Source organism: Pseudoflavonifractor capillosus, assembly GCF_016899775.1.
Lineage (GTDB): Bacteria > Bacillota > Clostridia > Oscillospirales > Oscillospiraceae > Lawsonibacter.
Window position 1 is genome coordinate 16,912 of record NZ_JACJJE010000033.1, and the last position, 18,835, is coordinate 35,746.

Genomic DNA, 18,835 nt, shown 5'->3' on the forward strand with positions numbered 1-18,835 from the left:
CCTGTTTGAGGCGTGAAAATTTTTGTCAAAAAATTTTGAAAAAACTATTGACATTTCCGCTGGCCTTGCGTATAATAGCACCTGTCCTCGCGAGAGGGCGGAAGAAAAAACAAAAAATAGCGGGATTGTGTAAGGGTAGCACGACAGACTCTGACTCTGTTTGTGAGGGTTCGAATCCTTCTCCCGCTGCCAAAACAAAAGGCAACTGCGAAAGCAGTTGCCTTTTGTTTTGGGTTCCGGCCGCCAGAGGGCGGCCTCCACCCTTCGGCATTAGAATGCTCAGGGCGGCGAAGCCGCCCTTCCGCCGAGGTTTTGCCTGCGGCAAAACGCTCGAACGCCGCAAAAGCGGCGCGGCCCAGAAGGGCCGTAGGACAAGATTTAAGACAGCTGATTCAAAATTTTAAATATCTAGATTGTAGTGACTTGCCAAAGCAAAAAGGCAACTGCGAAAGCAGTTGCCTTTTTGCTTTGGGTTCCGCCGCACAAAGAGCGGCTCCACCCTTCGTGATTTGAATGCTCAGGGCGGCGAAGCCGCCCTTCTGTAACGCGCTCTGCACAAAAGAGACGTCGGCAATAGACCGGCGTCTCTTTATGTTTTTAGAGCAGGCTCCCCTGGAGAGGCTGGGAACAGAGAAGCAAGGCTGTTCCGCCACGATCTGAAATGCCGCAGTAGAAATTTTAGAACAGATGTGCTATAATCAAAGCAATGCAAGAGAGACAGAGAGGTTCCGGTGGAGCGTTGAAAACGGCACGCGGCTTATGGAAAAATGAAACGGGGCAGAAGAATTTCCTGGAGACCGCACCAGAGACGCTGGGCTCCATTTGGGGGCGGTCCCAATAGCGGGACTGCACCCGTGGTATCCTAAAATCAGGAGGTGAGGGAGCATGAAGGAGCGGACCTATGTCTGCTGTGACCTGAAATCATTTTACGCCAGTGTAGAGTGCGTGGAGCGAGGTCTGGACCCCATGACCACCAATCTGGTGGTGGCGGACAAACGCCGCACGGACAAGACCATCTGCCTGGCCGTCTCCCCCTCCCTGAAAGCCTACGGCATCGCGGGCCGCGCCCGGCTCTTTGAGGTGGTGCAGAAGGTGGCGGAGGTGAACGCCCGGCGGAAGTGGTGCGCCCCCGGCCATCAGTTCACCGGCTCCTCCTGGCACGATCGGTCGGTGCAGAAGAATCCCGCTCTGGCCCTGGACTACATTGTGGCTCCACCCCGGATGGCCCACTATATCCACTGGAGCACCAAGATCTACAGTGTCTATCTGAAATATGTGGCCCCGGAGGACATCTATCCCTACTCCATCGACGAGGTGTTTATGGACCTGACCAACTACCTGGACACCTATCAGATGACCGCCCGGGAGCTGACCCGGACCATCATTCTGGACATTTTAAAGACAACCGGCATCACCGCGGCGGCGGGCATGGGCACCAACCTATATTTGGCCAAGGTGGCCATGGATATCGTGGCCAAGCACGTCCACCCGGACAAGGACGGGGTGCGCATCGCCAAGCTCAGCGAGATGACCTACCGGCGGCTGCTGTGGAGTCACCGGCCCCTCACCGACTTCTGGCGGGTGGGCAAGGGTTATGCGACGAAACTGGAGGCCCATGGGATGTACACCATGGGGGACGTGGCTCGGTGCTCCATCGGAACACCCGGAGAGTACCACAACGAGGAACTGCTCTATAAGCTGTTTGGCATCAACGCGGAGATTCTGATCGACCACGCCTGGGGCTGGGAGCCCTGTACCATCGCGGACGCGAAAGCGTACAAGCCGGAAAATAAGAGCATCGTCTCCGGCCAGGTGCTCCAGTGCCCGTATGACTTCCAGAAAGCCCGCCTGGTGGTGCGGGAGATGGCGGACGCTCTGGCCCTGGACCTGGTGGACAAGGGGTTAACGACCAACCAGCTGGTCCTCACCGTGGGCTATGACCGGGAAAACCTGGACGACCCCAGCCGCGCCGCCCAGTACAAGGGCCCTGTCACCGCTGACCGCTATGGGCGGAAGATCCCCAAGCACGCGGTGGGGACGGAGAATTTTCCCTATACCTCCTCCGCCAATGATCTGCTGAAAGCTGTGACGGCCCTCTATGACCGCATTGTGGACAAAAACCTGCTGATCCGCCGCCTGAGCATCAGCGCCAACAAGCTGCTGGACGAGACCAGCGTCTCAAAGGAGGAGCCGGCGGAGCAGCTGGACCTATTTACTGATTATACTACCAAAGAAAAGCAGGAGCAGGCAGATAAAGCTGCCCACATCAGAGAGCGGAAGCTCCAGGAGGCCATGCTGGGGATCAAAAAGCGGTATGGTAAGAACGCCATCCTCAAGGGGATGAATCTGGAGGAGGGCGCCACCGCACGGGAGCGGAATCAGACGATTGGAGGGCATCAGGCATGAGCGGGAGGTACGACGATATGCTCCACCTGCCCCATCCCACCTCCGCCAGACACCCGCGAATGCCCATCTCGGAGCGGGCCGCCATCTTCAGTCCCTTCGCCGCCCTCAGCGGCCACGCGGGGGTCATCGCGGAGACTGCTCGCCTGACGGATCAGAAGATGGAGCTGGACGAGGACACCAAGGCGGAGCTGGACCGGAGGCAGGCGGTTCTGCTGGAGCATATTGCGGAACAGCCGGAAATCACGGTTACCTGGTTCCAGCCGGACGAGCGGAAGGACGGTGGGGCCTACCGCACTACCTCCGGGCGGCTGAAACGAGTGGATGAGGTCCGACGGATGCTGGTGCTGACGGATGGGACAAAAATTCTCCTGGATGATGTGGTGGGGGTGGAGAGTGACTGCATCCCCAAGCGGCTTTAAACGGGAAGTAAAGACTCAAACAGGGGCGCGCCATCTGGCGCGCCCCTCAGGCTGTCGAAAAAACTGTTTGAAAAATAGTTCCGTCACCATCGGTACCGGAGCGGCGGAAACCTTTGATTCAGCCCAACTTGTTATAGTCCTCCCCGCTCACCGGTTCGCACCACTCATTGGAGCAGCCTTCGCCGGGCATCTCAATGGCGATGTGGCTGAACCAAGAGTCTTTTTTTGCTCCGTGCCAGTGTTTGACTTCCGCGGGAATGACGATTACGGTGCCGGGCGTCAGACTCACGGCTTCCTTTCCGGCCTCTTGGTACCAGCCCTCACCGGCGGTGCAGATGAGCAGCTGCCCACCGCCCTTGATGGCATGGTGGATGTGCCAGTTGTTCCGGCAGCCCGGCTCGAAGGTGACATTGGCCAGAAACAGACCGTCCTCCGGCTTTGTCAGAGGGCGGAGGAAGGACTGGCCGGTAAAGTACTGGGCGTAGGCGTCGTTGGGGGCGCCAAGGCCGAACACGTTCTGCGCTTCAAACGCGGTTTGATCCATGATTTTCATACAACTATTATACCTCCTATATGGTTTGATGATCTGTGCAATGCTTCCGGATGGGGAAGCGTCAGGGCCAAAAACCTGGGATACCTGACGAGGGGGTGACGGGACGGCGGCGCCGCGGTGGGCAGAGGGGCGGCCAAAGCCGCGGCTAAGGGGGGATCTGGGCGGCTGAGGCATGGGAGATGCCTTCCCTTCACCTCAAAGGCCCAGACCGTCTACCCAATCGGAAAGCTCATCCTGGGACACGCCGGGATTGAACCGCGTCCCCTCCAGCCACTGGGCATCCCCGGTCAGCGCCGCCAAATTGTCCTGGCTTGCCCTGATGCCGCTGCCCCCGGAGGTGCAGAAGGGAACCAGAGTTTTTCCGGAAAAGTCATAGCTCTCCAGGAAGGTGGAGATGATCCTGGGCGCGTCTCCCCACCAGATGGGATAGCCCAGAAAGATCACCTGATAGTCCGCCATATTCTCCACGCCTCCGCTGATGGCGGGGCGGGCGCCGGGGTCGTCCTGCTCCTGATTGGCCCGGCAGCCGGAATCGCCGTAGTTCAGATCCGCATCGCTGTATGGCTCCGCTGGAACGATTTCATAGAGGTCGGCGTTCAAAACGGTCTGAAGCCGCTCCGCGACGCTCTCGGTGTTGCCGGTGGCGGAAAAATAGGCCACAAGGACGGGGCCGGCATCCGCCTCATTGGAGGCGGCGGGTTCCTCCGAAGATTCGGAAGGCGCGTCCTGCGCAGGCGTGTCGGGGATGGAAAGGCTGCCGCTGCCGGACGGGCCGCTCTGGGAGCTGCCGGAGACGCCGCCTCCACAGGCGTTCAGGGAGAGGACCATGGCCAGCGTCAACAGTGCGGATAGCAATTTGTTCACAGGAAATTCCTCCTTTTATCTTGCCGGCGGGGCGGTCCGCCGTTCAGCCTCATCCGTCTGCTTTCGCAGTTCGTAGCGCAGGTAATCCAATCGCTCCAGCTGTTTTTCCCGGAAATGGATGTCGTCCAGGGTGGCCTGGCGCTTTTGATCCAGCATCCTGAGGCGGGCCCGGTGATCGCCCTCCTGCTCCAGCAGCAGACGCATATAGGTCTCCACCTCCCGGGAGGTGAATCCGATGTCGTGGAGGGTCAGGATGGTGCTCAGCCGCTCAATGTCGGTGTCGTCGTACTGCCAGGCGCCCATGACCTTCTTGACCGCGCCGCACAGCCCCCAGCTCTCATATTCTCTGAGGATTTTCATGGGGATGTGGTACTGCCTGCTGGCCTCCTCAATGGTCATCTCGTCACTTCCTATCAAAAAATGCAGGGATCCGATTTGGATATCTACATTTTAAAGTGGAAAAAGAAGAATGTAAAATACTTATGCTGCATGCAGAGAAATGCCTATTCTGAATATTTGAGGCGGAACTTTCGCACTGCCGCAGGCTCCGCCGCACCTGCTTGGGCGGGGGGATCAATACACGGTGTTCGGCGGCCTTACCGGCCAGCTTCCCGGCACAAAAAATACATTTCAGCTATGGTTGAGGATAGAAAACAGGTATTTGTGATTTTGGAGAGACGGGGCTATCCTAAGATCAGAGATCAGAACAGGAGGAAGCGAATATGAACTATACCAAGCTGGGAAATTCTGATCTGACAGTCTCTCGGATCTGCATGGGGTGCATGGGGTTTGGCGACGCAGCCCATGGACAGCACAGCTGGACGGTGGATGAGAAGCACAGCCGTGAGATCATCCGGCGTGGCCTGGAACTGGGAGTCAACTTTTTCGACACCGCCATTGCCTATCAGTCCGGCACCAGCGAGCAGTACCTGGGCCGGGCCCTCCGGGATTTTGCAAAACGGGACGAGGTGGTGGTGGCCACCAAATTTCTCCCCCGCACCAACGAGGAGATTGCCGCGGGGGTTACCGGTCAGCAGCATATCCGGACCATGCTGGAAAAGAGCCTGAAAAACCTGGGAATGGACCATGTGGATCTGTATATTTACCATATGTGGGACTACCAGACGCCCCTCTATGATATTCTGGACGGTTTGAACCAGATGGTGAAGGAGGGGAAGACCCGCTATATCGGCATTTCCAACTGTTTTGCCTGGCAGCTGTGCCGGGCGAACGATCTGGCCGACCGGGAGGGGTTTGCCAAGTTTGTCTCCGTGCAGGGGCACTACAATTTGATTTTCCGGGAGGAAGAGCGGGAGATGGCCCCCTTCTGCCGCCAGGAGAACATCGCCATGACGCCGTACAGCGCCCTGGCGGGAGGACGGCTCTCCAAGCGCCCCGGAGAGACCTCCAAACGGCTGATGGAGGACGACTATGCCCGGCTGAAATACGAAGGGACCGCCGACGCGGACGCCCCCATCATCCGGCGGGTGGCGGAATTGGCGGACCGCCACGGGGTGTCCATGACGGAGGTCTCCCTGGCGTGGCTGCTTACCAAGGTTGCCGCCCCGGTGGTGGGGGCCACCAAGCTGCACCACATCGAGGGGGCGGCTAAAGCCGTGGATTTGGTTCTCTCTCCGGAGGAGTGTGCCTGGCTGGAGGAGCCCTATGTGCCCCATCCCCTGGTGGGAGTTATGGCCCAGAATACTGCCACAGCAGCCAAAGCGGACCATGTGTGGTCCACAGGCAGCCAGAAAATTTGACGCTGGAACCCACATAAGAACACAGAAATGCAGCAGGCACCTGGAATCCGTGACGGAATTCCAGGTGCCTGTTTGTGTTTTGAGCGGGGGTGAATGAGGAGCGGCCCGTCAGGCAGCTGCGGGAGAGGCCCCGGACAGCTGTCTGTCAGCGGTCCGAGTTCTCCCCTTCCTCATCCGCCCCCAGCTGAGCGCGGATATAGGGAGCGAAGATACGCTCCAGGAAAAGGGACTGGAACAGGGCGGTGACGCCGGAAAAGGACACCAGGGCGATGAAGGGGATACGCAGGAGCAGTTCCAGAGCCAGGTAGAGCTCCAGGGCCATGGCCAGGGTGGAGGGCAGGTGGACGATGGCCAGCCGGGCGCAGTTGGACAGCAGCCCCCCCACGCCGAAGGTGAACCGGGAGAGCACCGGAAACAGGTAGCAGGCCACCCCCAGGGGGAGCAGAAGGAGAAAGGTGTAGCACAGATAAAAGACCGACTCGGCGGTCCCCGCCGCGGCCATCTGATAGGCCAGGCCGTGGAGAAAGAGCAGGGCCGCCCCCACCGCCAGCACCACCAGCGTGGTCAGAACCCCCACCTTCAGGTTGTCCCGGAAGGTGCGGAAAAACAGAGTCCAGCTGTCCCTGCGGTTGCCCCGAATGCACTGCACCACCGTATGGTAGAGGGCGGCGCTGGCCGGTCCCAGGGTGACCACAGGCAGGGAGCAGGCCAGCCAGAACACGCTGAGGATCATCAGGTCCACCAGCTTTCCGGTGACGCGCCAGATGCTGTTTTCCGGGTTGAAGATGGCCATAGCGGGGCCTCCTTTCGACGGCGGGCCCGGCGATTCCTCGCCGGGCCCGCGTAGGGTTTTACTTGCTTAAAATTGGGATGCGGTGTGAGACGGAACGATCAGTTCAGCTCAGGCAGAGAGGCGGCGGCCACGCTCTGGCCCACACGGCGGGCCTTCTCGTCGGGCAGAGTGGGGTTGATCTTGCCGGCCACCTCGGGGTACTCGTCGGCCAGAACCTGCTTGCACACGTCCAGGATGATGTCGCCGCCACGGCCGGACATGACCCGGCCCAGGAGCAGCACGTGCTTGAAGCCGTAGAAGTGGTGGTACAGAGCCAGGGAGTGGCCCAGGTACACGCCGATGGAGCGGTAGATAGCCTCGGCGGGGGAGCCGGGGACCTCCATGAGCTTCTGGACCTCCTTGAGCTTCTCGGCGGGGGAGAGGTCCGCGGACAGGTTGATGCCGGCGGCGGGGGCCAGCTTGATGACGGAGTCCTGGGAGAAGTACTTCACGCCGCAGCCGATGTCCCCGGACCACTCGTCCTCCATGGCGCTGGGGGACACGTCCACCGGGGCGAAGGCCAGCTCATTGAGCCAGCCGGTGATGTTGCCGTTCTGGTCCACGTAGCCCACTGCCTCGCTGGTGCCCATGGCGATGCCCAGGATGTTGTTCTCCTCCAGGCTCATGGCGCCGGCCAGGGCGGACACGTCGCCGTCGTTGGCCACCACATAGGGCACATCTCCGAAGGTGTCTTTGATGGCCCGGATGTAGATGTCCTTCACCTTGGCGTCAAACAGGTCCTTGGGGACCTTCAGGAACAGGGAGGCCACCATGGTGCGGTTCTCAATGTAGATGCCGGCGGAGGACACGCCCACCGCATCCACCCGGGGCATGTGGGCCGCGGCGGACTTCAGGGCGGAGACGATCCCCTCATAGTGGTAGTCCGGGTCGGCGGTGGTCTTGGGGAACCACACCACCTCCTCGGAGAAGACGGGCTCTCCGTCGATGACGGCGGACACCTTCCGGTCGGAGCCGCCCGCGTCAAAGCCGATGCGGCAGCCGCCCAGGTGGCGGCCCACCGCCTGGGGATTGCTCTTCTCGGCGGGCACCTGGTCGCAGTACACCACCTCGAAGGGCTTCTCGTACACGTTGGACATGAAATCAGCGTCAAAGGCCCGCTTGCCGCCCACGCAGTAGGTGGCCTTCATGGTCTCATAGACGGCCTTGCTGCCGCTGAGGTAGACCTTGAAGCCGCCCTTCATCCACAGGAGCATTTTGATGAGCCGGTCCACATAGTAGATGTCGGCCTCAGCCATCTCCGGGGTGCCGTGGATAAAGGTCTTATAGACGGCCACCTCGCCGCCGGCCCGCTCCACCGCCACGTCCAGGGGCTGCTTGGCGTCCTTCAGAAAGGCCGCGTTGAACTTGCCCAGAGGAAGAAAGCCGGGGTCCAGCTCCGGCACATGTTTCACCGAGACTTCAATTCCAAGGTGCTTCATTGTATGAACCCTCCCGTTTTTGTAGGAAATACACAGGGTATCTTCCTATATAGACTATCAGCTTTTTTTGATCTGTCAAGCATATTTTCATAAAATTGAAAATTATTTTCTGACTATCTATTGACGGGGAGAAACCGGACGGGTATGATGGAGGCAGCAGGGGGAGCATTTCCCCCCAGATTTGGAAAGGTGGAATGAATATGGATCTGTCTGTCCGGCTGCAGAGCCATCAGAAGTGGATCAAGGAGGAACTGGAGCGGAGCATCCGCTTCTGGCTGAAGAATGGAATGGACCCGGTGCACGGCGGCGTATACACCTGCCTGGACCGGGAGGGAAAGGTGTTCTCCACCGATAAGAGCGTGTGGATGCAGGGCCGGTGCGCCTGGACCTTCGCCTACCTGTGCCATGTGTACGGGGTGAAGGAGGAGTGGCTGGAGGCCAGCAAGAGCTGCCTGGACTTCATGGAGAAGTACTGCATTAACCGCCAGGCGGGCGACCGCATGTACTTCACCGTCACCGGCGACGGCAAGCCCCTGCGCCAGCGCCGCTACTGCTTCTCCGAGGGGTTTTATGCCATCGCCAACGCGGAATACTACGGCGTGACCGGGGAGAAGGAGTGCCTGGAGCGGGCCCGCCGGGCCTATGACCTGATCTGGAACCTGAACCAGGGCCTGATCGACGACCCCACCGGCATGGGTCCTAAGACCATTCCCGAGACCCGGTCCGGCCGGGCTCTGGCCAACCCCATGATCTACCTGAACATCACCTCCGTGCTGCGCCGGGTGGACCCGGAGCAGGAGGCCCTCTACAATGAGCGGGCCCAGAAGTGCGTGGATGAGATCTTCCAGTACCACTACAAGCCCGAGCTGGGCTGCACCCTGGAGAGCGTGGACCTGGACGGCACCCCCCGCCTGGATGTGACCGAGGGCCGGGTGGTCAACCCCGGCCACGACATCGAGTGCTCCTGGTTCCTCATGGAGGACGCCAACCGGAAGGGGGACAAGAAGCAGCACGAGATCGCCATGAAGATCTTTGACCAGGCTATCAACGCCGGTTGGGACTATGAGTACGGCGGCCTGCTCTACTTTATCGACTGCCTGGGCCGTCCCCCCGAGGCCTACGAGCACGACATGAAGCTGTGGTGGCCCCACGACGAGACCATGATCGCCAGCCTGATGATCTTCCGGGACACCGGGGATGAGAAGTACCTCACCTGGTTTGAGCGGACCATGGACTACTGCAAGGAGCACTTCTCCGATCCGGAGTTCGGCGACTGGTACGGCTATCTCCGCCGGGACGGCAAGCCCACCATGCCTGCCTGCAAAGGCAGCACCTTCAAGGGCCCCTTCCACCTGCCCCGCATGCTCATCATGTGCGACCAGATGCTGGACCAGATCCTGGCCAAGCAGGCCTGAGCCCCGTTCCGCAGTGCGACCCGTGTAAAAGGAGACCGGCATGCCTTTTGGAAATGTCTTTGAAAAGATCAACAGTGAATACTATCAGCTCACCGGCGCGGAGAAGCGGGTGGCCGACTATGTGGTGGCCCACCAGCAGAAGACCCAGTTCATGTCCATCTCCGAGCTGTCGGAGGAGTGCGGCGTGGCGGAGGCCACCATCTCCCGCTTCTGCCGCCGGCTGGACTACAAGGGCTACAACGCCTTCAAGCTGGCCATCGCCAACTCCACCGCTGGACGGGTGGACGCCCCCCCGCCGGAGAGCGAGATCACGCCGGAGGACACCATTGAGGAGCTGAGCCAGAAGCTCTACGTCATCGACCGGGACGCCATGGCCCAGACCCTGGAGCTGATCCGGCCCGACGACATCCGCCGGGCGGCGGACATCCTCTCCTCGGCGGATAAGGTGCTGTGTATGGGACAGGGGGGGTCCATGCTCCTGGCCCAGGAGTGCGCCCACCTGTTCAGCACCAGCCTGCCCAACTACCATGCGGTGATGGACTCCCACCTGCAGGCCATCGCCTGCTCCCATCTGACGGACAAGGACGCGGTGCTCTACTACTCCTACTCCGGCTCCACCGAGGAGCTGCTGAAAAACCTGAAGATCGTCTGGGAGCGGAAGGCCAAGGTCATCCTGATCACCCGGTTTCCCAAATCTCCCGGGGCCTCCTATGCCCACGTGGTGCTCCAGTGCGGCTCCAAGGAGGGACCGCTCCAGGTGGGCTCGGTGGCCGCCCGGGTGGCCCAGCTCTATCTCACCGACGTGCTCTTTCACGAGGTGTGCCGCCGGCACCCGGACCAGTGTGCCGCCATCCGGCAGGTGGTGGCTGAGGCCCTCTCCGACAAGCACATCTGAGAGGGGCTGGATTTTGAGGTAAATCCGCCAGAAATTGGAGATTTTGAAGAAAAGTTTCTGAATGTAAGTCATGCGTAAAATTTTTTTAAAAATCATATTGACAAACCTCGATTAAAATTATACAATCCATACAACGGTGATGGAGTCACAAACATCGATTTTATGAAAAATGAAGGAGGAACCAATATGAACATGAAAAGACCTCTTGCATTCCTGCTGGCCGCGGGCATGACCCTCGGTCTGGCCGCCTGCGGCGGCAACGGCGGTACGAGCGGCTCCGGCTCGTCCGGCTCTTCCGGCTCCGCCGACGGCAGCGCTGTCACTCTGGACCTGTGGGCCTTCAACATCGGCGGCTTCACTGAGGCCTCCAACTGGGACACCATCCTCGCAGCGTTTAATGAGCAGCACCCCGACATCACCGTGAACGTGACTCCCATCAACTATCAGGACGGCGACCAGAAGCTGACCTCCGCCATCACCTCCGGCAGCGGCCCCGACATCATCTTCGAGGGCCCCGAGCGCATCGTGGGCAACTACGCCCGTGAGGGCCTGATGGTGGACCTGAGCGACCTGTGGACCGAGAGCGGCTCCGACATCGCCGAGGGCATCTCCAGCGTCTCTCAGCTGGACGGCACCTACTACATGTACCCCCTGAGCGTGGCCGCCCACTGCATGGCCATCAACTATGAGGTCTTCGAGGCCGCCGGCGCCCTCCAGTACATCGACGAGGAGACCCGCACCTGGTCCACCGACGACTTCGTGGCCGCCATGGAGGCCATCAAGACCGCTATGGACAACGGCACCGTCTCCGTGGCCACCCCCGGCATCGTCTACTGCGGCGCCCAGGGCGGCGACCAGGGCACCCGCGCTCTGGTGAACAACCTGTACTCCGACTACTACGTGAATGACGACGGCACCTCCTACAACGCCAACAGCGCCAACAACGTGAAGGCCCTGACCCTGCTGCAGGAGATGGTGAACGAGGGCTCCCTGTCCGCCAACGCCAGCTACGCCGCTGCGGACGAGCTGCAGGCCTTCGCCAACCAGACCTGCGCCGTCACCTTCTGCTGGAACTACTCCAACTACACTCAGTATGCGGAGCAGACCCAGTTCACCCCCTTCGCCATGGCCTTCCCCTCTGACGACAGCCAGCCCGAGCTGGAGATGGCCGGCCCCTACGGCTTCGGCGTGTTCGACAAGGGCGACGAGGCGAAGATCGAGGCCGCCAAGACCTTCATCGACTTCGTGTGCAACGACCAGACCGTGGGCACCGAGGCCGTGAAGACCACCGGCTTCTTCCCCGTCCACGCCGACTGGGGCGATGTGTACGCCGGTGACGCCGACGCCGACCTGCGCGCTCCCTTCGCTCTGATGAGCGACTACCTGGGCCGCTACTACAACCTGACCGGCGGCTGGACCGAGCAGCGCGCCCTGTGGTGGCCCATGCTGGCTGAGATCCTGACCACCGGCGCCGACGTGCAGACCGCGGCCGACAGCTTCGTGGAGCAGGCCAACGCCAACATCGCGTAACCATCCGGTTCAACCGAAAATATCATGCACTCATGTGCCCGCTCCCTTCGTGAGAGGGGGCGGGCACATCCTTTTTTCTCCCCTGTCTGACGTGTGTGAGGAAGAAAATACCCTAAAAAAGGGAGGAGACATCTATGGCGCAAACCAGCGCGGCGGCCCCCGCTCAGGGGAAGCCGAAAAAGCAAAAGCAGTCCCCCTATTCCGGCATGAGCAAGGCGCTGATCCGGCGTGAGACCATCTCCGCCTACTGCTTTCTGATCCCCAGCCTCATCTTCTTTGTGACCTTCGTGGTCGTCCCCATGTTCATCTGCGTGTTTTACAGCTTCACGGAGTATGGCCTGGGCGGCGTGAAGGGCTTTGCCGGTTTGGAAAACTACGTCAAGCTGTTCCAGGACCCCATCTTCCACAAGGGCTTTATGAACACGGTGCTCATCGTGGTGGTGGCGGTGCCCACCGTCACCGCTTTCTCCCTGTGGGTGAGCTCCGCCATCTACAAGATGCACGCCATCCCCCGGTCCTTCTTTCGGTGCGTGTTCTACCTGCCGGTGGTCACCGGCTCGGTGGCCATTACCGTGGTGTGGAAGTGGATTCTGGACCCCTACAACGGCATCCTCAACCAGGTGGCCGGAACCTCCGGCTTTGACTGGCTGGGCAACCAGAAAACCGCCATCTGGTTTATCATCCTGATCCTGTTCACCACCTCCATCGGTCAGCCCATCGTGCTGTATGTGGCGGCCCTGGGCAACGTGGACCAGTCCCTCATCGAGGCGGCCCAGGTGGACGGCGCCACCAAGCTCCAGGTGTTCTGGAAGATCAAGTGGCCCCAGATCATGCCCACCACCCTGTATGTGCTGGTCATCACCACCATCAACTCCTTCCAGTGCTTCGCCCTGATCCAGCTGTTAACTCGCGGCGGACCGCTGAACTCCACCATGACCATCATGTACCAGGTGTACGACACCGCCTACCGGCTCAACGATCTGGGCTATGCCTGCGCCATCGGCGTGGTGCTGGCCATCATCATCGCCATTTTCTCCGCCATCCAGTTCAAAGTGGCGAAGACCGACAATTAAGGAGGGGGCGAGCAAATGAATAAGAAAACCGATCTGACCGGCACCTCCAAGGGCTATAAGATTTTCTCTGTGATCATTCTGATAGCCGTAGTGCTGTTCTTCCTGTTCCCCCTGTACTGGATTATTACCGGTTCTTTTAAGAACAACGCGGAGATCACCGCCCGGGAGCCCATCTGGTTCCCCATGAGCCCCACGATGGAGAACTACATGGAGCTCTTTGACAACCCCGCCTTCCTGTGGCTGTTCAACATCATCTTCATCTCGGCGGCGGCCATGCTGCTCACCTGCATCACCGCCTCTCTGGCGGGATATGCCCTGGGCAAGAAGCGGTTCATCGGCCGGGGCGTCCTGTTCACCATCATCATCTGCGCCATGGCCCTGCCCAAGCAGGTCATCGTCATTCCCCTGGCCCAGCTGATGACGTTCCTCCACCTGAAAGACACCCTGTGGGCGGTGATCCTGCCCACGGTGGGCTGGCCCTTCGGCGTGTTCCTGATGAAGCAGTTCTCCGAGAGCATCCCCACCGAGATCCTGGAGGCCGCCCGGGTGGACGGCGCCGGGGAGCTGCGCACCTTCTTCAGCGTGGTCTTCCCCATGATCAAGCCGGGCATCGGAGCCCTGGCCATCTTCACCTTCGTGAACACCTGGAACGACTACTTCCTCCAGCTGGTCATGCTCATCAGCGAGGAGCAGTGGACCCTGCCTCTGGCCATCGCCAACATGCAGGGCGAGATGTCCACGGACTACGGCCTCATCATGGCGGGCGCGGCTCTGGCCTCCGTCCCCATTATCATCGTGTTTATCGCCTTCCAGAAGTACTTCACCCAGGGCATCGCCATGGGCGCGGTGAAGGGGTGAGCCCATGATCTACGCCAAGAACGCGGACGCCCTGGCTTACCGGGGCATTCACCCCAACCTGGACCTGGCCCTGGAGCACATCACCCCCGAATTCCTGGCCTCCCTCCGGGACAACCAGCGGGTGGAGCTCAAGGGGGATCTGGTGTACTGCACCCGGTTTACTTATGAGACCATCCCCCAGGAGGAGAGCTTCTTTGAGGCCCACCGCCGCTACCTGGACATCCACATCATGGTGGAGGGGGAGGAGCGGGTGGACATGAACCGCCCGGAGGACCTGAACCTCACCGACGCCCAGGAGGGGAACGACTTCTATGCCTACCAGGGGGAGAGCTGGCACTCCACCGTGCTCAAGCCCGGGGAGTTCCTGGTGGTGTTCCCCGGGGACGCCCACCGCATCAAGGTGCAGGTGGACGGGCCCAAAACTGTCAGTAAAGCGGTGTTCAAGGTGTGTATTGACGCCTGAACCGCCGCCCTCCCGGCGGAGCGATCCCAGATCCGCCGGGGAATCTTGAAACTTGGAGAGACCGAATTATGAAGGATTTCAGCAAATATCAGGGGATCATCCCCGCTTTCTACGCCTGCTATGACGAGAAGGGCGACATCAGCCCCGCCGCCGTCCGGGCCCTGACCGAGCACTTCATCCAGAAGGGGGTCAAGGGCGTCTATGTGGGCGGCTCCTCCGGCGAGTGCATCTACCAGAGCGTGGCCGAGCGCAAGCTGGTGCTGGAGAATGTGATGGCCGTGGCCAAGGGCAAGCTCACCGTCATCGCCCACGTGGCCTGCAACAACACCGCCGACAGCCGGGAGCTGGCCGCCCATGCGGAGGCCCAGGGTGTGGACGCCATCGCTGCCATCCCCCCCATCTACTTCCACCTGCCGGAGCACGCCATCGCGAAGTATTGGAACGACATTTCCGATGCCGCCCCCAACACCGATTTCATCATCTACAACATCCCCCAGCTGGCCGGCGTGGCCCTCACCATGTCCCTGCTGAAGGAGATGCTGAAGAACCCCCGGGTCGTCGGCGTGAAGAACTCCTCCATGCCCGTTCAGGACATCCAGATGTTCCACGACGAGGGGGCCATCGTGTTCAACGGGCCCGACGAGCAGCTGCTCTCCGGCCTGGCGGCCGGGGCCATCGGCGGCATCGGCGGCACCTACGGGGCCATGCCTGAGCTGTACCTGAAGATCCGGGAGCTGTTCCTGGAGGGCAAGATGGAGCAGGCCAGAGAGATCCAGAACGAGTGCTGCCGCATCATCTATAAGATGTGCTCCGCCAAGGGCAACATGTACGCCGTCATCAAGGCCATTCTGCGCAAGCAGGGCGGGCCCGACTGCGGCGGGGTGCGCCTGCCCCTGGCCGCCCTGACCGAGGCCGACCAGGCCGTGGTGGACGAGAGCGCCGCCATGATCCAGGCCGCCATTGCCAAATACTGCTGAGAGGAGTTCCCCTTCCATGCGAATTTATGAATGCGCGGACTACCGCGCCATGAGCCGCCGGGCGGCCAGCCTGATCGCCGCCCAGGTCGTTTTGAAGCCCGAGGGAGTTCTGGGCCTGGCCACCGGCTCCACCCCCATCGGACTGTACAGCCAGCTGGTGGAGTGGTACAAGCAGGGCGACCTGAGCTTTGCCGGCATCCGCTCCGTCAACCTGGATGAGTACCTGGGCCTGGCCCCCACCCACGAGCAGAGCTACCGCTATTTCATGCAGCAGAACCTGTTCGACCACATCGACATCAAGCCCGAGAACACCCACGTGCTCAACGGCCTGGCCGCGGACCCCGACGCCGAGTGCGCCGCCTATGACCAGCTCATCCGGGAGCTGGGTGGCGTGGACCTGCAGCTGCTGGGCATGGGCCACAACGGCCACATCGCCTTCAACGAGCCCGGGGACAACTTCGGCCTGGGCACCCACGTGGTCAGCCTGTCCGAGCGCACCATCGACGCCAACCAGCGGTTCTTTGAGAGCCGTGACCAGGTGCCCCGCCAGGCCCTGAGCATGGGCATCAAGAGCATCATGGGCGCCCGGCGCATCCTGGTGGTGGTCAGCGGCGAGGACAAGGCCGACGCGGTGTGCAAGGCCGTCACCGGACCGGTCACCGACCAGGTGCCCGCCTCCGTCCTCCAGCTCCACCCCGACGTGACCCTGGTGGGCGACACGGCCGCCCTGTCCAAGCTGAAAGAGGCAGGTGTACCCGTATGCGGATAACCGGCGGACAGGTCTTTGACCTGGAACAGGGTTTCGTATCCCGGGACGTGTGCTTTGACGGAGAGAAGCTGGAGCAGAGCAGCGCCGGCGGAAAGACCTATGACGCGTCCGGCTGCTATGTGATCCCCGGCCTCACCGACCTGCACTTCCACGGCTGCGTGGGGGAGGACTTCTCCGACGCCACCCCGGACGGCCTCCAGAAGATGGCCGACTACGAGCTCAGCCGGGGCGTCACCCAGATCTGCCCGGCGGGCATGACCCTGGGGGAGGACCAGCTCACCCGCATTTGTGAAAACGCCGCCGCCCACCGGGCCAAGACCTCCGGGGGCGCGGAGCTGGTGGGCCTCCACCTGGAGGGACCCTTCCTGTGCAAGGCCAAGAAGGGGGCCCAGAACGAGGCCTTCCTCCACGACCCGGACCCGGCCATGCTCCACCGCCTGCAGCAGGCGGCCCAGGGCATGGTGAAGCTGGTCACTCTGGCGGCCGAGCAGCCCGGCGCCCTGGAGTTTATCCGGAGCGCACAGGAGGACGGGATCACCGTCAGCCTGGGCCACACTACGGCGGACTACGACACCGCCTGCGCCGCCTATGAGGCGGGGGCCCGTCAGGCCACTCACCTGTTCAACGCCATGCCCCCCTTCACCCACCGGGCTCCCGGCGTGGTGGGGGCGGCCTTCGACCACCCCCAGGTGAAGGTGGAGCTCATCTCCGACGGGGTGCACATCCACCCCTCAGTGGTCCGCGCGGTGTTCCAGCTGTTTGGAGCCGGCCGGGTCATCCTCATCTCCGACTCCCTGCGGGCCACGGGTATGCCCGACGGCCGCTACCCCTTCGGGGGCCAGGAGATCGAGGTCCACGGCAACCGGGCCACCATGGCGGACGATCCCAACACCCTGGCCGGCTCGGTGTCCGACCTGATGGCCTGCATGAGGAGCGCGGTGTCCTTCGGCATCCCCCTCCACGACGCGGTGCGGGCCGCGGCGGTGAACCCCGCCCAGGTGCTGGGCGTCTTTGACCGGCTGGGCAGCCTGGATGTGGGCAAGACGGCCAATCTGGCCATTCTGGACCGGGACCTGAACCTGAAAGACGTATTTTTCCGCGGCCAACTGGTGGACCGCGGCGCATAAACCGGCATACCCCCAATCTCATGCCCTCCGCCTCTACTCCATTTTCATAGGGCGGGGGAGCGGTCAAAAAGGAGGAAAAAGCCGCCGGGCCGGCGGTGCGGCAGTGTGGAGACCTGCCGTAAAGCCCGGGGAGTTTCGCTCTCCCCGGACGAGAGGGTACTTGCGGAGGCATTGCCCTTACGGTCCACGCATATGGCAACGGTATCCCTGAAGAATGTAAAGAAGATCTATGACAACAAGGTGACCGCCGTCCACGACTTCAACCTGGAGATCGCGGACAAGGAGTTCATCGTATTGGTAGGCCCCTCCGGCTGCGGCAAGTCCACCACCCTGCGGATGATCGCCGGCCTGGAGGACATCTCCGAGGGCGACCTGCTCATCGGCGGCAAGCGGATGAACGACGTGGAGCCCAAGGACCGGGACATCGCCATGGTGTTCCAGAGCTACGCCCTGTATCCCCACATGACCGTGTATGAGAACATGGCCTTTGCCCTGAAGCTGCGCAAGGTGCCCAAGGAGGAGATCGACAAGAAGGTGCGGGAGGCCGCCGAGATCCTGGACATCACCCAGTATCTGGAGCGCAAGCCCAAGGCCCTGTCCGGCGGCCAGCGCCAGCGCGTGGCCATCGGCCGCGCCATCGTCCGGGACCCCAAGGTGTTCCTGATGGACGAGCCGCTGTCCAACCTGGACGCCAAGCTGCGCAACCAGATGCGGGCCGAGATCATCAAGCTGCGTCAGCGCATCGACACCACCTTCGTCTACGTCACCCACGACCAGACCGAGGCCATGACCCTGGGCGACCGCATCGTCATCATGAAGGACGGCTTCATCCAGCAGATCGGCACCCCCCAGGAGGTCTTTGACCGGCCCGCCAACCTGTTCGTGGCCGGCTTCATCGGCTCCCCCCAGATGAACTTCTTTGACGGCCAGCTGTCCAAGAAGGACGGCAAGTACCAGATCCAGGTGGGCGAGGCCGCCATCGTCCTGGCCGACGAGGCCCAGGAGCGCCTGTCCCAGCGGGGAGCGGGCGATCAGGCCGTGGTGGTGGGCATCCGCCCCGAGCACATCTCCTTTGCCATCACCCCCGGCAGCCACACCATCGCCAGCAAGGTGGACGTGTCCGAGATGATGGGCAGCGAGGTGTACCTCCATGTCAACGCCGTGGGCCGGGACGTGGTGTTGCGCATCCCCACCGTGGAGCTGCCCGCTGAGCACCGCAGCGGCATCCCCTACGGTACCGACATCCACTTCACCTTCCGTCCGGAGCTGGTCCACCTGTTTGACCCCCAGACCGAGAAGAACCTGATGTACTAAGGGCGGGCTGTCGGACAGCTCCCCACAATAGAGAGACCGCCGCGGCTGTCTGCCGCGGCGGTCTCAGTCTGTCAAAGAACTCCTGTTTTCAAGAGATGAAAACAGGGATTTTGTAAGAAAAAGGGAAAAGAAAAGTGAAGG

Annotated in this window: 18 protein-coding genes and 1 tRNA gene; 14 read left to right on the plus strand and 5 right to left on the minus strand. The window is 61.5% G+C overall.

The window, feature by feature from the left end:
• The first annotated feature begins 118 nt into the window (after positions 1 to 118).
• The 3 genes from H6B31_RS10780 (at position 119) to H6B31_RS10790 (ending at position 2,825) form a co-directional block, all read left to right on the plus strand.
• Positions 119 to 192 (plus strand) — tRNA-Gln (locus H6B31_RS10780).
• Positions 193 to 885: 693 nt separating this feature from the next.
• Entirely contained in the window at positions 886 to 2,406 is a 1,521-nt protein-coding gene (locus H6B31_RS10785) for a Y-family DNA polymerase (RefSeq protein WP_204898515.1), read from the plus strand.
• Positions 2,403 to 2,825, plus strand: a complete 423-nt coding sequence (locus H6B31_RS10790; RefSeq protein ID WP_204898516.1) for a hypothetical protein — start codon at positions 2,403 to 2,405, stop codon at positions 2,823 to 2,825. Before H6B31_RS10785 ends, H6B31_RS10790 begins: the two co-directional genes overlap by 4 nt.
• Before the next feature lie 118 nt (positions 2,826 to 2,943).
• Here H6B31_RS10790 and H6B31_RS10795 read toward each other — a convergent pair whose 3' ends face one another.
• The 3 genes from H6B31_RS10795 to H6B31_RS10805 form a co-directional block, all read right to left on the minus strand.
• Positions 2,944 to 3,378: a cupin domain-containing protein gene (locus H6B31_RS10795; RefSeq protein ID WP_204898517.1), complete on the minus strand. Its 435-nt coding sequence runs from the start codon at positions 3,376 to 3,378 to the stop codon at positions 2,944 to 2,946.
• 195 nt (positions 3,379 to 3,573) lie between these two features.
• On the minus strand, positions 3,574 to 4,242 hold the full coding sequence (locus tag H6B31_RS10800; RefSeq protein WP_204898518.1) for a flavodoxin: 669 nt from the start codon (positions 4,240 to 4,242) through the stop codon (positions 3,574 to 3,576).
• A gap of 15 nt (positions 4,243 to 4,257) precedes the next feature.
• Positions 4,258 to 4,641 carry a MerR family transcriptional regulator gene (locus H6B31_RS10805; protein WP_204898519.1) on the minus strand — a complete coding sequence of 128 codons (384 nt, stop codon included), beginning with the start codon at positions 4,639 to 4,641 and terminating at the stop codon, positions 4,258 to 4,260.
• A 323-nt stretch (positions 4,642 to 4,964) separates the two neighbouring features.
• Here H6B31_RS10805 and H6B31_RS10810 point away from each other — a divergent pair, with 323 nt between their 5' ends.
• Complete coding sequence (locus H6B31_RS10810) at positions 4,965 to 6,002, plus strand: aldo/keto reductase (RefSeq protein ID WP_204898520.1); 1,038 nt, start codon at positions 4,965 to 4,967, stop codon at positions 6,000 to 6,002.
• 145 nt (positions 6,003 to 6,147) lie between these two features.
• On the opposite strand, the gene H6B31_RS10815 is transcribed toward H6B31_RS10810, so the two are convergent.
• On the minus strand, positions 6,148 to 6,795 hold the full coding sequence (locus H6B31_RS10815; RefSeq protein ID WP_204898521.1) for a YesL family protein: 648 nt from the start codon (positions 6,793 to 6,795) through the stop codon (positions 6,148 to 6,150).
• 98 nt (positions 6,796 to 6,893) lie between these two features.
• Positions 6,894 to 8,273 (minus strand): ROK family protein, encoded by a 1,380-nt coding sequence (locus tag H6B31_RS10820; protein ID WP_204898522.1) that lies wholly within the window; start codon positions 8,271 to 8,273, stop codon positions 6,894 to 6,896.
• Positions 8,274 to 8,473: 200 nt separating this feature from the next.
• Here H6B31_RS10820 and H6B31_RS10825 point away from each other — a divergent pair, with 200 nt between their 5' ends.
• The 10 genes from H6B31_RS10825 (at position 8,474) to H6B31_RS10870 (ending at position 18,694) form a co-directional block, all read left to right on the plus strand.
• Positions 8,474 to 9,688 (plus strand): AGE family epimerase/isomerase, encoded by a 1,215-nt coding sequence (locus tag H6B31_RS10825; RefSeq protein WP_204898523.1) that lies wholly within the window; start codon positions 8,474 to 8,476, stop codon positions 9,686 to 9,688.
• Between the two features lie 40 nt (positions 9,689 to 9,728).
• Entirely contained in the window at positions 9,729 to 10,583 is an 855-nt protein-coding gene (locus tag H6B31_RS10830) for a MurR/RpiR family transcriptional regulator (RefSeq protein WP_204898524.1), read from the plus strand.
• Positions 10,584 to 10,769: 186 nt separating this feature from the next.
• Positions 10,770 to 12,113: an ABC transporter substrate-binding protein gene (locus H6B31_RS10835; protein WP_204898525.1), complete on the plus strand. Its 1,344-nt coding sequence runs from the start codon at positions 10,770 to 10,772 to the stop codon at positions 12,111 to 12,113.
• A gap of 206 nt (positions 12,114 to 12,319) precedes the next feature.
• Positions 12,320 to 13,186 carry a carbohydrate ABC transporter permease gene (locus tag H6B31_RS10840; protein WP_510186750.1) on the plus strand — a complete coding sequence of 289 codons (867 nt, stop codon included), beginning with the start codon at positions 12,320 to 12,322 and terminating at the stop codon, positions 13,184 to 13,186.
• A 15-nt stretch (positions 13,187 to 13,201) separates the two neighbouring features.
• The gene (locus H6B31_RS10845) at positions 13,202 to 14,044 is read left to right on the plus strand and encodes a carbohydrate ABC transporter permease (protein ID WP_204898527.1); all 843 of its coding nucleotides are present in this window, start codon (positions 13,202 to 13,204) and stop codon (positions 14,042 to 14,044) included.
• Between the two features lie 4 nt (positions 14,045 to 14,048).
• A complete protein-coding gene (locus tag H6B31_RS10850; protein WP_204898528.1) occupies positions 14,049 to 14,507 on the plus strand; it encodes a NanQ anomerase/TabA/YiaL family protein in 459 nt (152 codons plus the stop codon).
• Positions 14,508 to 14,575: 68 nt separating this feature from the next.
• The gene (locus H6B31_RS10855; RefSeq protein ID WP_204898529.1) at positions 14,576 to 15,484 is read left to right on the plus strand and encodes a dihydrodipicolinate synthase family protein; all 909 of its coding nucleotides are present in this window, start codon (positions 14,576 to 14,578) and stop codon (positions 15,482 to 15,484) included.
• Between the two features lie 16 nt (positions 15,485 to 15,500).
• A complete protein-coding gene (gene nagB / locus H6B31_RS10860) occupies positions 15,501 to 16,253 on the plus strand; it encodes a glucosamine-6-phosphate deaminase (RefSeq protein WP_191345648.1) in 753 nt (250 codons plus the stop codon).
• Positions 16,244 to 17,380, plus strand: coding sequence for an N-acetylglucosamine-6-phosphate deacetylase (gene nagA / locus H6B31_RS10865; RefSeq protein WP_204898530.1), 1,137 nt, complete (start codon positions 16,244 to 16,246; stop codon positions 17,378 to 17,380). Before nagB ends, nagA begins: the two co-directional genes overlap by 10 nt.
• 192 nt (positions 17,381 to 17,572) lie before the next feature.
• Complete coding sequence (locus H6B31_RS10870; RefSeq protein ID WP_204898531.1) at positions 17,573 to 18,694, plus strand: ABC transporter ATP-binding protein; 1,122 nt, start codon at positions 17,573 to 17,575, stop codon at positions 18,692 to 18,694.
• Positions 18,695 to 18,835: the final 141 nt, after the last annotated feature.

Bases quoted from the DNA above. Each gene is read 5' to 3' on its own strand.
- H6B31_RS10785 (WP_204898515.1), top strand. From the start codon at position 886: ATGAAGGAGCGGACCTATGTCTGCTGTGACCTGAAATCATTTTACGCC.
- H6B31_RS10790 (WP_204898516.1), top strand. From the start codon at position 2,403: ATGAGCGGGAGGTACGACGATATGCTCCACCTGCCCCATCCCACCTCC.
- H6B31_RS10795 (WP_204898517.1), bottom strand. From the start codon at position 3,378: ATGAAAATCATGGATCAAACCGCGTTTGAAGCGCAGAACGTGTTCGGC.
- H6B31_RS10805 (WP_204898519.1), bottom strand. From the start codon at position 4,641: ATGACCATTGAGGAGGCCAGCAGGCAGTACCACATCCCCATGAAAATC.
- H6B31_RS10810 (WP_204898520.1), top strand. From the start codon at position 4,965: ATGAACTATACCAAGCTGGGAAATTCTGATCTGACAGTCTCTCGGATC.
- H6B31_RS10815 (WP_204898521.1), bottom strand. From the start codon at position 6,795: ATGGCCATCTTCAACCCGGAAAACAGCATCTGGCGCGTCACCGGAAAG.
- H6B31_RS10820 (WP_204898522.1), bottom strand. From the start codon at position 8,273: ATGAAGCACCTTGGAATTGAAGTCTCGGTGAAACATGTGCCGGAGCTG.
- H6B31_RS10825 (WP_204898523.1), top strand. From the start codon at position 8,474: ATGGATCTGTCTGTCCGGCTGCAGAGCCATCAGAAGTGGATCAAGGAG.
- H6B31_RS10830 (WP_204898524.1), top strand. From the start codon at position 9,729: ATGCCTTTTGGAAATGTCTTTGAAAAGATCAACAGTGAATACTATCAG.
- H6B31_RS10835 (WP_204898525.1), top strand. From the start codon at position 10,770: ATGAACATGAAAAGACCTCTTGCATTCCTGCTGGCCGCGGGCATGACC.
- H6B31_RS10840 (WP_510186750.1), top strand. From the start codon at position 12,320: ATGAGCAAGGCGCTGATCCGGCGTGAGACCATCTCCGCCTACTGCTTT.
- H6B31_RS10845 (WP_204898527.1), top strand. From the start codon at position 13,202: ATGAATAAGAAAACCGATCTGACCGGCACCTCCAAGGGCTATAAGATT.
- H6B31_RS10850 (WP_204898528.1), top strand. From the start codon at position 14,049: ATGATCTACGCCAAGAACGCGGACGCCCTGGCTTACCGGGGCATTCAC.
- H6B31_RS10855 (WP_204898529.1), top strand. From the start codon at position 14,576: ATGAAGGATTTCAGCAAATATCAGGGGATCATCCCCGCTTTCTACGCC.
- nagB (WP_191345648.1), top strand. From the start codon at position 15,501: ATGCGAATTTATGAATGCGCGGACTACCGCGCCATGAGCCGCCGGGCG.
- nagA (WP_204898530.1), top strand. From the start codon at position 16,244: ATGCGGATAACCGGCGGACAGGTCTTTGACCTGGAACAGGGTTTCGTA.
- H6B31_RS10870 (WP_204898531.1), top strand. From the start codon at position 17,573: ATGGCAACGGTATCCCTGAAGAATGTAAAGAAGATCTATGACAACAAG.